General features: G+C 59.4%; 9 protein-coding genes. 4 read left to right on the top strand and 5 right to left on the bottom strand.

The features are described from left to right. Positions 1 to 176: 176 nt before the first annotated feature. The 4 genes from H6650_22695 to H6650_22680 all read right to left on the bottom strand — a co-directional run bounded on the left by H6650_22695 (position 177) and on the right by H6650_22680 (position 3,590). On the bottom strand, positions 177 to 1,598 hold the full coding sequence (locus tag H6650_22695; protein MCB8954823.1) for an iron-sulfur cluster-binding protein: 1,422 nt from the start codon (positions 1,596 to 1,598) through the stop codon (positions 177 to 179). A 214-nt stretch (positions 1,599 to 1,812) separates the two neighbouring features. Continuing rightward, entirely contained in the window at positions 1,813 to 2,562 is a 750-nt protein-coding gene (locus H6650_22690) for a (Fe-S)-binding protein (protein MCB8954822.1), read from the bottom strand. 247 nt (positions 2,563 to 2,809) lie between these two features. After that, positions 2,810 to 3,223: an OsmC family protein gene (locus tag H6650_22685; GenBank protein ID MCB8954821.1), complete on the bottom strand. Its 414-nt coding sequence runs from the start codon at positions 3,221 to 3,223 to the stop codon at positions 2,810 to 2,812. Between the two features lie 154 nt (positions 3,224 to 3,377). Continuing rightward, positions 3,378 to 3,590 (bottom strand): hypothetical protein, encoded by a 213-nt coding sequence (locus H6650_22680; protein ID MCB8954820.1) that lies wholly within the window; start codon positions 3,588 to 3,590, stop codon positions 3,378 to 3,380. A gap of 534 nt (positions 3,591 to 4,124) precedes the next feature. Between H6650_22680 and H6650_22675 the strand changes: the two genes are divergently transcribed. The 4 genes from H6650_22675 to H6650_22660 all read left to right on the top strand — a co-directional run bounded on the left by H6650_22675 (position 4,125) and on the right by H6650_22660 (position 12,282). Continuing rightward, positions 4,125 to 6,935, top strand: a complete 2,811-nt coding sequence (locus H6650_22675; GenBank protein MCB8954819.1) for a pyruvate, phosphate dikinase — start codon at positions 4,125 to 4,127, stop codon at positions 6,933 to 6,935. 225 nt (positions 6,936 to 7,160) lie between these two features. Beyond that, positions 7,161 to 10,739, top strand: a complete 3,579-nt coding sequence (nifJ, locus tag H6650_22670) for a pyruvate:ferredoxin (flavodoxin) oxidoreductase (GenBank protein ID MCB8954818.1) — start codon at positions 7,161 to 7,163, stop codon at positions 10,737 to 10,739. Positions 10,740 to 10,929: 190 nt separating this feature from the next. Next, complete coding sequence (locus H6650_22665) at positions 10,930 to 11,943, top strand: dihydroorotate dehydrogenase-like protein (protein MCB8954817.1); 1,014 nt, start codon at positions 10,930 to 10,932, stop codon at positions 11,941 to 11,943. Positions 11,944 to 12,072: 129 nt separating this feature from the next. Next, positions 12,073 to 12,282 carry a PspC domain-containing protein gene (locus H6650_22660; GenBank protein MCB8954816.1) on the top strand — a complete coding sequence of 70 codons (210 nt, stop codon included), beginning with the start codon at positions 12,073 to 12,075 and terminating at the stop codon, positions 12,280 to 12,282. Positions 12,283 to 12,540: 258 nt separating this feature from the next. Here the strand turns inward: H6650_22660 and H6650_22655 are convergent, their stop codons facing one another. Further along, positions 12,541 to 12,879, bottom strand: a complete 339-nt coding sequence (locus H6650_22655; protein MCB8954815.1) for a type II toxin-antitoxin system PemK/MazF family toxin — start codon at positions 12,877 to 12,879, stop codon at positions 12,541 to 12,543. Positions 12,880 to 13,206: the final 327 nt, after the last annotated feature.

Genomic DNA, 13,206 nt, shown 5'->3' with positions numbered 1-13,206 from the left:
TTTACACAAGAGACAACACGCGCCGCGGCGCACCACCGATGAATGAAAATTTCGCTTTATGAACGTGAGGCGGGTTAGCAACCCGCCCAACAAGCTATTTACACAGGAGGCGGGTTGACCTGCCTGTCCCTGTTCTGGAAACAGATCCCGCGGTGAATAGCGCTGTCTGACGGGCCTTATACTTCGCCATTATGCCACATCTGATGAAAGGAGCGAGAAGCCAGTGAGGGGAGTTTACGTCCCGCTGTCAGTGCGTGCAAGGGGGAGAAATCGCTTTCCGTGGTGGCTATGTTGGTGAATGGGCGCAGGAGCGTGCGGGTGGCGTGCAGGAGGCGCGTGTGCGCCAGGATGAAGGCCGCGCTGCGCTCGGCGGCGCGGTCTGGCCAGGGCAGCACATTTCGCGCCACCTCTTCCTCGCGTAGTGACAAGAGCAGACGCGGGAGATCAATGCGGACGGGACAGGCATCGCGGCACGCACCACAAAGGGTGCTGGCGTGGGGTAGCGCCGCGTACTGTTCTAGCCCAAACAGCAGCGGCGTGATCACCGCGCCGATGGGGCCGCTGTAGGGGCTGCCGTAGGCGTGGCCGCCCGCTTCGCGGTAGACGGGACAGACGTTGAGGCAGGCGCCGCAGCGAATACATTGCAGCACTTCCTCATAGAGCGTGTTGAGTAGACGGCTGCGCCCGTTGTCCAGCAGTACGATGTGCATTTGCCGTGGCCCTTCCGGATCGTCGGCGCGGGCGGGGCCGGTGAGGATGGTGGTGTACACGGAAAGGGGTTGGCCGGTGGCGCTGCGGGCGAGCAGGCTGAGCCAGGCGGCGGCATCGTCCCAGGTGGGGGCGATTTTTTCGATGCCCATGAGGACGACGTGGATGGGGGGGAGGCTGGTGGTCATTTCCGCGTTGCCTTCGTTGGTGACGAGGACGATGCTGCCCGTTTCCGCTACGCCGATGTTGGCGCCGGTGATGCCCATGTCCGCCTGCAAAAAGCGGGCGCGCAGGTGTTCGCGGGCGGCGGCGGTGAGGCGGGGGATGTCGTCCGCTATCAGGTCTTGCCCCGTTTCCCGGCTCAGCAGTTGTGCTACCTGGTGGCGCGTTTTGTGGACGGCGGGCGCGATAATGTGGGATGGCGGCTCCCCCGCCAGTTGAATAATCCACTCCCCCAGGTCTGTCTCCACGGGCGTGACGCCCGCTTCCGCCAGCGCCTGGTTCAGGCCGATTTCTTCGGTGGCCATGGACTTCGTCTTGGTGACCAGCTTCACGCCATTTTGCCGCGCAAGGTTGGTGATGATGGCGCGCGCTTCCGCCGCATCCCGTGCCCAATGCACCCGCGCCCCTGCCGCGATGGCCTGCCGCTCAAACGTTTCCAGGTGATGGGCCAGGTCCGCCAGCGTGGCCGCGCGCACCGCCTTCAAGTGATCGCGCAGGGCGTCCGCCTCCGGCAGTGCCGCCAGCGCCGCCTCGCGGTGTTGGCGGAAGCGGCCCGTCGCGCCTTCCAGGGCCGTCTGTAGCCGTACATCTTCAATCGCCACAAATGCCCGTCGGCGAAATTGGGCAAAACTGGCGCCGGTTGTTGTTTGGTCTGGGTGAGGGAGCATGATTGTAATAATTGTAATAATAGGTAGACGAAGGGCGCATCCGTCAATTCCCGAGCGAAGCCTTTATGAACGGATGCGCCCTAAGGGACGGAAATTAAATATGACAACGAAGTTGTTTCCTTGCCGTTCCTTCAAACTGACGATGCAATTTCGTACTTTATTTCATCGTCAATCGCAAGTGAGCGGGCGGAATTTCGTTCTCTCCAAGATTGGTTCATTCTCCAGGAATGGACCAATCTGTTGTGAGTTCGTCGAGCAGCGTAGCCAGGTGCACCATCCGGGGGGCCGGGGCGATGGACAGGCCGCGCATGTGCATCAGGCAGCCCGGGTCCGCCGTGACCAGCGTTTCCGCGCCGGTTTCGGTTGCCTGCCGTAGTTTTTCGTCGGCCAGGGCGTTGGCGACTTCGGGCAGGCGCAGGGAGAACAGACCGCCAAAGCCACAGCAGCGATCCGGCTCCGCCATTTCGTGTAGCGAGCAACCGGCGGCGGCTAATAAAGCGCGTGGTTCTTGATGCAGATGGAGCAGGCGGCACATGTGGCAGGAGTCGTGATAAGTGACGGTAGGGGCCTCGGGATGGGGGATGGGTTGCCAACCAGGTTGCCGCGTCAGAAATTCGCTGAGTTCATACGTTTTGGCTGCCAGGGCCAATGCCCGCGCCTGCCAGGCGGGATCGTCCGCCAGCAGGCGCGGATATTCCAGGCGCATCATGGCGGTGCAGGAGCCGCTGGGGAGGACGATGGCTTCGTACGGCTCAAAAATGGTGATGGCGCGTTGGGCCAACCGCCGCGCTTCCTGGCGCAAGCCGCTGTTGAAGAAGGGTTGCCCGCAGCAGGTTTGCGCCTGGGGAAAGTCTACGGCGCAGCCGGCGCGCCGCAGCAGGCGCGCGGCGGCCACGCCTACTTCGGGCATGATCTGGTCTACGAGGCAGGTGACGCAGAGGGCGACGGGTGTGTCACTATTCATGGGTGTTGGAGGGCAGGGGGGACTCGCGCGGCGCGGGCGACGCGGCCCCGGAAGCGGGGGCGGCGAAGCCAAATCCCCCCAAAACCAGGAGTAGGAGTAGGCCTTTGCGCATGGGAAACCTCCTATCTCAAATTGCTTGCCTTTGTCCGTATGATAGCATATTTGGGCGCAAAAAGAGCCGCCTCGCTGCGCAAGCAACGAGGCGGCTGTGAGAAGGAGAGAAAGGATGAGGGTTGAGGATTCGAAATTAAGGGAGAATCTGGTAATTGATTTCGATGGGAACGACCTGGCCCAGCATCGCCTGAGCGGGGCAGTATCGTTTTTCGGATAGTTCGATGGCACGTTCCACGGATTGGGGTTTCACGTTTTGGCCGTGAATGACGTATTCGATGGCGATGTGGGTGAACACTTTGGGGTGGGTATCGGCGCGCTGCGCCTGGGCGCGCACTTCAAAGTCGGACACAGGTTCTTTCATTTTGCTCAGGATGGAGATGACGTCCATCGCCGTGCAGCCGATGAGGCCGATGAGGATGAGTTCCATGGGGCGCAGGCCATCATCATCGCCGCCGACGCTTTTTGCGCCGCCTAGATTGACGGTGAAGTTGCTGTCGGCTGTGCCGGTGAATGTCAGGCCGTGGTCCCATTTGACGGATGCGTTCATGGTGATGTCCTTTGGGTTCATTTGGAATTAATTTTGTGTTTCCGAAACGTTAGAACCCCTCATGCTCATCCCTCCCTGCGATACCTATCAGTAAGCGGATGAGTCGTTTGCTGCTGGCCAGGGAGCGTGGGGCACGCCCACGCGGGATACGTTATCAGGTGAATGCGCCGACTTCGGCCACTGCCCCGCAATGGGGACAGGCGAGGATGAACTGCTCGTTGTAGGCGAGGATGCCGCTGGCGCATTGGAGGCAGCGGTCGCCGGGGCGCGGAGCCGGGGCGGCGCAAGTATCTGGTTTCGCGCGCCACCAAAATGAGCGGTCTGCCTGGCCTGGATGGGTGTTCTGGGTTGATGCTGTGTTTTTCACTGCTTCTGCTGCGCGTTCAGGGGTGTATGCACGGGTGAGGGGGGCAATATCCCGCTGCACGGCTACGGTAGCTTACCTGTTCCGGCTGTGACCATCTATTGACGTTTGTCATGCCCATACATGCGATCTGTCACTGCCTGCCGGTTTGGGGGTTTCGTACAATGTCCCTTGAGTGTGCCGGCATTTGCCCGGCCTAAGTTGAAAAAGTGGGTATCAGACAAAGCCTTCAGCCCGGAGACAGTCTATCCTGATGTTCACGACAGGTTTGTCGTGAAACCATGCACGATGACCGTGCTGGCGACCTATTTTCGCACAGAACGGCCATGCGTCCAGTCGCTGCCGCGACACGCGGAACGCGACATGCGGAACGCGACACGCGACACGCGGAACGCGACACGCGACACGCGACACGCGACACGCGACACGCGACACGCGACACGCGACACGCGACACGCGACATTATCCCCCTTCCCCCGTCATCCGGAAGCATCCTGCCTAATGCCCAATTATCTTTGCTTGAAAGGAGAAAAAGCGATGACATTACCAACATCGGCGACCCCCACGGCTGCTCGCCTGGATGAACTGAAGGCGGTGCAAACCGACGGCAACGGTCACAAAGCGACCAAATGGGTTTATTTATTTAGTGAAGTGGCCCAGGCCGAAGAGGCCGTGGGTGGTGAATGGGAGAAGGTACGGGGTCTGCTGGGGGGCAAGGGGGCCAATCTAGGGGACATGACGCGCATTGGCGTGCCCGTGCCCCCCGGTTTTACGGTGACAACGGCGGCTTGCAATGCGTATTTGCAAGGGGGCGGTTTCCCTGCCGGCATGTGGGAGCAAGAACTGGACGCGCTGCGAGCCGTGGAAGAAGCAACCGGCAAGCGGTTCGGTGATCCGGAAAACCCGCTGCTGGTTTCTTGCCGCTCCGGCGCCAAGTTTTCCATGCCGGGCATGATGGACACGGTGTTGAATATCGGCCTGAATGCGGATGTCGTTGCCGGCATGATCCAACGCACCGGAGACGCCCGCTTCGTCTACGACCTCTTCCGCCGCCTGGTGCAAATGTTTGGCTCCGTCGTCCTCGACGTGCCCGACGAAGTATTCGAAGCCGTGATCACGGATCGCCGCATCAAACGCGGCGTCAATTCCGACGCGGAGCTGTTGGCCGAGGATTGGCAAGCGGTGACGACACAGTTTAAGGAGATCGTGAAGACCTTCACGGGTAAAGAATTCCCCTCCGACCCCTATGAGCAGCTTCGCCTGGCGACGGAGGCGGTGTTTAAGTCCTGGAATGGCAAACGAGCGATTGATTATCGTAATGCTGCCGGCATTGCCCACAACCTGGGCACGGCGGTCAACATCCAGACGATGGTCTTCGGCAACATGGGAGACGACTCCGCCACCGGCGTGGCCATGACGCGCAACGCCTCCACCGGCGAGGCGGAAATCGAAGGCGATTTCCTGGTTAATGCGCAGGGGGAAGATGTCGTTGCCGGCATTCGCCTCACCCAACCCATCAGCGACCTGAAGCTCCTCATGCCTGAACTATACGCCGAATTCGCGGAAATTGCTGGCAAACTCGAACACCACTACCGCAACATGCAAGACATGGAATTCACCATCGAACACGGCAAGTTGTGGCTGTTGCAGACCCGCGATGGCAAGCGCACCGCCCAGGCGGAAGTCCGCATCGCCGTGGACATGGTCGAAGAAGGCCTCATCGACAAGGAAATCGCCGTCCGCCGCGTCCAACCCGCCCAGGTAGACTTCTTCCTCCATCCCCAGTTTGAACTGGCCGCCCTGCGTGAATCCAACCCCATTGCCACCGGCCTCAACGTCTCCCCCGGCGCGGCCGTGGGCGTCGTCGCCTTTGACGCCGACCTGGCCGAAGAATGGGCGCGCAAAGATGGCCGCGATGTGATCATGGTTCGCCCCGAAACCAAGCCGGACGATGTACATGGCATGTTGGCCGCCAAAGGCATCCTCACCAGCCGCGGCGGGCGCACCAGCCACGCCGCCCTCGTCGCCCGCCAGTTCGGTAAACCCGCCGTCGTGGGCGTGGGCGAGTTGGAAATTAACCTGGTGGGCCGCGTCATGACGCTGGAGCAGGACAACGAAGTGCTCACCATCAAAGAAGGTGACTGGATTTCCATTGACGGCACAACGGGCAAAGTGTACCTGGGTAGACTCAAGACCGTCGTTCCCGACATCAAAAACCCCTATCTGCTCAAACTGCTCAGTTGGGCCGACGAATTCCGCACCCTGGGCGTGTGGGCCAACGCAGACTACCCGCACGACGCCGCCCGCGCCCGTGAATATGGAGCGCAAGGCATTGGCCTCTGCCGCACGGAGCATATGTTCTTTGAGACGGAGCGCCTGCCTACCGTGCAGCAGATGATTATGGCGAAGAACAGCGTGGAGCAAAACGAAGCTATCGAAAAACTGCTCCCCTTCCAGCGCAACGACTTTGAAGGCCTGTTCCGCGCCATGGACGGTCTGCCCGTGATCATCCGCCTCATTGACCCCCCCCTGCACGAGTTCCTGCCCACCTACGAGGAACTGGTGCAATCCCTGGCCGACCTGAAGGTGCGCCTGCAACACTACCATACCATGAGCGAAATTGACGCCGCCCTCGCCGAGATCAAGGTAAAACAGGCGTTCCTGGAGCGCGTGGAAGCCCTGCGCGAGATGAACCCCATGTTGGGCACGCGCGGCGTCCGCCTCGGCATCCTCATCCCCGAACTGACGCGGATGCAGGTGCGCGCCATCTTTGAAGCTGCCTGCAAATGCGCTAAAGAGGGCGTCTCCGTTCATCCTGAGGTGATGATCCCGCTCACGGCGCACGTCAACGAGCTGAAAGTGCAGCAAACGGCGCTGGAGTCGGAAGCGAAAACGGTGATGCACGAACAAGGGGTGGAAATAGATTACAAATTTGGCACCATGATTGAGATTCCGCGTGCGGCCCTCACCGCGGACGAAATGGCCGAATTCGCGCAATTTTTCTCTTTTGGCACCAATGACCTGACGCAGACGACCTTTGGCATCTCCCGCGATGACGCGGAAGCCGGATTCCTCGTTCCCTATCAGCAGCGCGGCATCCTGGAGGACAACCCGTTTGCTACGATTGATGCTCAAGGCGTGGGGAAATTGATGGAGATTGCCGTGAAACTGGGCCGACAGACACGCCCAGGGCTAGAAATTGGTATCTGCGGTGAGCATGGCGGTGACCCTAAGAGCGTGGAGATTTGTCACCACCTGGGGCTGAACTACGTTTCTTGCTCCCCCTTCCGCGTTCCGATTGCCCGCCTGGCGGCAGCGCACGCATCCCTGAATGACAAGAAGGCGTAAGTGGCGTTAGTAGTTGGTAGTTAGGACTGACGATGAAATCAAGTACGGAATGGCATCGTCAGTTTGAAGGAACGGTAAGGAAATAACTTCGTTGTCTTGTTAAATTTCGTTCCTTAGTGGTTGGTGGTTGACGGTCGCACGTTGTCGTCAACCACCAACAAACAACCCTCAACTGCCAACTATCGACCGGCAACGGGCAACTATCAACTCTGAAGGAGTAAACGAATGACAAAAGAGATGATCTCCATGGACGCCAACGAGGCGGTGGCGCGGGTGGCGCACAAAGTCAGCGAAGTGATCGCCATCTATCCCATCACGCCCTCTTCTCCCATGGGGGAGTGGGCGGACCAGTGGTCGGCGGAAGGAAAAACGAACATCTGGGGAGCCGTGCCACTGGTGGTTGAGATGCAGGCGGAAGGCGGCGCGGCGGGCGCGGTGCATGGCGCGCTGCAAGCGGGGGCGTTGACGACGACGTTTACGGCGTCGCAAGGGTTGCTGCTGATGCTGCCGAACCTGTACAAAATTGCGGGCGAGTTGACGTCCGCCGTGCTGCATATCGCGGCGCGTTCCGTGGCGGCGCAGGCGTTGTCCATCTTCGGCGATCATTCGGACGTGATGGCGGCGCGGAATACGGGTTTTGCGCTGCTGGCGTCGAACTCGGTGCAGGAGGCGATGGATTTTGCCTTGATTGCGTCGGCGGCGACGCTGGAGGCGCGTGTGCCTTTTCTGCATTTCTTTGATGGTTTCCGCACGTCGCACGAGATTAACAAGATTGAGCCGCTGGATGAGGATGTGCTGCGGGCGATGATGAATGATGAACGGGTGCGCGCGCATCGGGATCGCGGGCTTTCGCCTGATCATCCTGTTTTGCGGGGCACGGCGCAGAATCCGGACGTGTTTTTCCAGGCGCGGGAGAGTGTGAATCCGTTTTACCTGGCGGCTCCGGGGATTGTGCAGCGGACGATGGATCGTTTCGCGGAGTTGACGGGGCGGCAGTATCATTTGTTTGATTATGTGGGCGCACCGGACGCGGAGCGGGTGATTGTGCTCATGGGGTCGGGTGCGGAGACGGTGGCGGAGACGGTGGCATATCTGGCGGCGCGTGGGGAGAAGGTGGGTGCGGTGAAGGTGCGGTTGTATCGTCCCTTTGACGTGGCTGGTTTGGTGGCGGCAATGCCGGCATCTACCCGCGCCATTGCCGTCCTCGACCGTACCAAAGAACCCGGCGCCACCGGCGAACCCCTCTACCTCGACGTCGTCACCGCCATCGTCAACAGCATCGCCGACGAAACCGCCCCCTTCGCCACCATGCCCCGCATCATCGGTGGTCGCTACGGCCTCTCCTCCAAAGAGTTCACCCCCGGCATGATCAAAGCCATCTTCGACGAACTCAGCCAGGCCAGGCCGCGCCGGCAATTTACCATCGGCATCCAGGACGACGTGACCCACCTCAGCCTTGATTACGACAAGGATTTCAACATCGAACCCGACGACGTGGTACGCGCCGTCTTCTATGGCCTCGGCTCCGATGGAACCGTGGGCGCGAACAAAAACTCCATCAAGATCATCGGCGAAGACACCCCCTTCTACACGCAAGGCTACTTCGTCTACGACTCCAAGAAAGCCGGCTCCGTGACCGTTTCCCATCTTCGCTTTGGGCCGCGTCCCATTCACGCCACCTACCTGATCCAATCCGCCAACTTCGTCGCCTGCCACCAGTTCAGCTTCCTGGAGCGGTACGATGTGTTGCGGCTGGCCGCGCCGGGCGCCACCTTCCTCCTCAACAGCCCGTATGGTCCCGACGAAGTATGGGATCATTTGCCGCGACAGATGCAGGAAACCATCATCGACAAGAAACTGCGCTTCTACGTGGTGGACGCCTACCAGGTTGCGAAAGAGACAAGCATGGGGCGGCGCATCAACACGGTGATGCAGACCTGCTTCTTTGCCCTGGGCAAGATTTTGCCCACCGAGGAGGCCATTGCCGCCATCAAGCACGCCATTGAGAAGACGTATGGCAAGCGGGGCGACGTGGTTGTGGAGCAAAACTTCGCTGCCGTGGACAGCTCCCTGGCGCATCTGCACGAAGTGCGGGTTCCGGCGCAGGCGACGAGCCATTTCGAGCGCCCGCCGCTGGTCCCTGAGTATGCGCCGGAGTTTGTGCAATCGGTGACGGCGCGCATCATTGAAGGGCTGGGCGACGACCTGCCCGTGAGTGCGCTGCCGGTGGATGGCACCTATCCAACGGGCACGACGCAGTGGGAGAAACGAAATATCGCCACGGAGATCCCCGTCTGGGACCCGGACATCTGCATTCAGTGTGGCAAGTGCGTGTTCGTTTGCCCGCACGCCGTCATCCGCATGAAGCTGTTTGACGCGCCGCTGCTGGCGGACGCCCCCCCCACCTTCAAGTCCGCGCCCGCCCGCTACAAGGAGTATGGCGACAAGTTGTACAGCTTGCAGGTGGCTCCCGAAGATTGTACGGGCTGCACGCTTTGCGTGGAGGTGTGCCCGGTGAAGAACAAGCGACAGCCGAAATTCAAGGCCATCAACATGGCGGACCAGGCGCCGCTGCGAGAGCAGGAGCGGGAAAATTGGGATTTCTTCATGCGGCTTCCGGAAATAGAGCGCAAGGATTTGCCTGTGGGCCAGGTGAAGTATTCGCAGCTTTTGCAGCCGCTGTTTGAGTTTTCTGGGGCGTGCGCGGGTTGTGGCGAAACGCCGTACCTCAGCCTGCTCAGCCGTTTGTTCGGCGACCGCACGCTGGTCGCCAATGCCACGGGTTGCTCGTCTATCTACGGCGGCAACTTGCCCACGACGCCGTGGGCGCAAAATGCGGATGGGCGCGGCCCGGCCTGGTCGAATTCGCTCTTTGAGGATAATGCGGAATTTGGCCTGGGGATGCGGGTGGCGCTGGATCAGCGACTGGAAGCGGCTTCAGTGCTGCTGCGAGATTTGCGCACGCAAATCGGTGATGGGCTGGTGAATGCTATTCTGTATGCGGAGCAGGTGGATGAGGCGAAGGTGCAGGAACAGCGGGGACGGGTGGCGGAGTTGAAGTATCGGTTGCAGGAGTTGATTGCGGGTGAGAGAGATGCCGGCATCAAAAACAACCTGCAAAATCTCCTCAGCATGGCCGACGTCTTCGTGAAAAAGAGCGTCTGGATCGTCGGCGGCGACGGTTGGGCCTATGACATCGGCTACGGCGGCCTGGACCACGTCCTCGCCTCCGGGCGCAATGTCAACATCCTCGTCCTGGACACCGAAGTCTACTCCAACACCGGCGGCCAAATGTCCAAAGCCACCCCACGCGGCGCGGTCGCCAAATTCGCCGCCGCCGGCAAGCCCCTGCCCAAGAAAGACCTCGGTCTGCTGGCTATCAGCTACGGCAACATCTACGTGGCGCGTGTCGCCTTCGGAGCAAAAGACGCGCAAACGATCAAAGCCATGCTGGAAGCGGAAGCATACGACGGCCCTTCCCTGATCATTGCCTACAGCCACTGCATTGCCCACGGCTACGACCTCAAGTATGGCCTGGAGCAGCAAGCCGCGGCCGTTGATTCCGGCTACTGGCCGCTTTACCGCTATAACCCGGATCGCGCCTTTGTCGGCGAGAATCCGTTCGAACTGGACTCCCGGCCGCCGCGGTTGCCGCTGGATGAGTACATCTATCGTGAAGGCCGCTACCGGATGCTCACGCAAAGCCATCCCGACCGGGCCGCCAAACTGCTCGAACTGGCGCAGCAAGACGTGCAAATGCGCTGGGAGACCTACCAGCGGCTGGCGGAGATTGGAAAGGGGTAAAGGACCGCTATTTAGTGGCTGTCCCCAATTAAGTTAGGAACGGGAATTAAATAAGACAACGAAGTTGTTTCCTTACCGTTCCTTCAAACTGACGATGCAATTCCGTACTTTATTTCATCGTCAGTCCTTAGCGATTGAAGGGGCGACGCATGGTTCACGTGCGTTGCCCCTGAGCAGTTAGGAGATAATCATGGACTTAACCACGACATACCTGGGCCTGCCGCTCAAAAACCCGTTTGTGCCCTCTTCATCACCCCTTACGCGCCACATCAGCGGTTTGCGGCAGTTGGAGGACGCGGGCGCGGCGGCGATTGTTCTCTACTCTCTGTTTGAGGAGGAAATCAACGCCGAAAGTCGCACCCTGGACCGTTACCTGACGCAGGGCACGGAGAGTTTCGCGGAAGCCCTTTCCTATTTCCCCGAAGCGCCTGCCTATCGTCACATTGGCCCGGACGCCTACCTGGAGCATATCGCCAAAGCCAAACGGGTGCTGGACATCCCCGTGATTGCCAGTCTGAACGGCGTTTCTACCGGCGGTTGGGTGCGCTACGCGCGCGACATTGAACAGGCGGGTGCGGATGCGCTGGAGTTGAATGTCTATTTCTTGCCCACGAACCTTGACCTGGAGTCAACGGAAGTGGAGCAGATTTACCTGGACGTGCTGCGGGACGTGAAGGCGACTGTTTCTATTCCCGTGGCAATGAAGCTGAATCCATATTTCAGCGCCATGGGGAACATGGCCCGCCGCCTGTCTGACGGGGGCGCGGATGGCCTGGTGTTTTTTAATCGGTTCTATCAGCCCGATCTGGACCTGGAAAACCTGGAGGTTGTGCCGAATCTGGTGCTTAGCTCTTCCTATGAGATGCGCCTGCCGCTGCGTTGGATCGCCATTCTCTATGGGCGGGTGCGCGCCGACCTGGCGTTGACCACGGGCGTGCATACGGCGGAGGATGTGCTGAAGGGACTGGCGGCGGGGGCCAGCGTGACGATGATGGCGTCGGCGCTGCTGCATGAGGGTGTGGAACATCTGGCACGGGTGCTGGGGCAGGTGGAGATGTGGTTGGTTGAGCATGAGTATGAGTCGGTGGCGCAGTTGCAGGGGAGTTTGAGCCAGATTCACTGCGGCGCGCCGGCGGCGTTTGAGCGGGCGAATTATGTACGTGTGGTGGGGTCGTATGAATTGCCGGCATTCATCCCTCAATAACAGCCGCGCAACATGGAGGATAGTCAGGGCTGCCGCAACCCGGCGGCAGACAGTGCGTATAGGGCGTAGCTTTTGCTTTCAAGAAAATCATTCTTTCGCCACCGCGAATTAACCGAGGAAGGATAAACGATGAACGAAAAACGACTTGTACGCTCTCAGGATAATCGCATGGTTGCCGGCGTTGCTGCCGGCATTGCCGAATACCTGGACACCGACCCCACCCTGATCCGCCTTCTCTTTGTGATCATGACCCTCGCCGGCGGCCCCGGCCTCCTCGCCTACCTCATCTTGTGGCTGGTCATGCCCGAAGGTCCTGCCGTCTCCGCCAAGATGCAATAATTTCCACCCGTTCCCATTGCTACCCAACTAGAAGCGACCGCCCAGGCGGTCGCTTTTGCTTTTAGACTTGATATACGCTGCCTACAGGCATCACAACTCTTGTAGCAGTCTGTCGGAGAACTCTTTTTTCTTCTCTTTGGGGACACGGATTAACGCGGAAAACGCGGATTCAGGCTCTTTTGGTTGTAAAAATCTGCGAAATCTGCGTTCTATCTTTCTTTTTCCGACAGGCAGCTAGCGATAATATTGTGGCTACGCCTAAACGGCAAGGAGGTAGTCGCTTAGATTTTCAAGGAGGCGTCTATGCCGTTCTGGAGATATGGAGCCTATACTCCCAATTAGTTTGTTTTGGGGTATCACTGCCAGAAAACCAAGACGTATGACTGAATCAGCAACTAACCCACTGTTACCAAAATCACTATCCCAGTGGACAATAAGCTCATCAAAACTCGGAACCCTTTGGTAAAGCTGCGTGCTAATACCACAAACCAGCACGTCGTTAAAGGGGGGCATTACCCGCAGGAAAAGCGCTGGCCGGTTCTTGATTTGTCCATCAGCCTGGGGAAGTGGCGTCAAAACGACATCACCCTGTTTCATAGGTTGGATTCGGCTCCTTAACCAACGTCAAGGGATAATCTGGCTCTTCATCCCCATAAGCCGCGGCCAACCCTTGAGAAGAGAGCTTGAGCCACCTGTTTCTTTCAGCAGGGGGCACGTGAATCACCGTAACCAGGAGTCTGGCATCGGGCTGAAGTTCATACGGATCATCGAGTACGATCTGCTTTCCGTCAAAGTGTGCATGTAAGGTAACTGCTTCCATACTCACAGTCTACCAATAATCTTCAGTGGGAGCAACGCCCTGTCTGGCGGTACAGCAATTCCAATTTTGGAATCCCTTGGTAGGGGCGGGATGACCAGGAAATA

This window comes from Ardenticatenales bacterium, assembly GCA_020634515.1.
Lineage (GTDB): Bacteria > Chloroflexota > Anaerolineae > Promineifilales > Promineifilaceae > JAGVTM01.
Note: the sequence above shows the minus strand (reverse complement) of the source record. Positions and strands in the feature narration are given on the sequence as shown.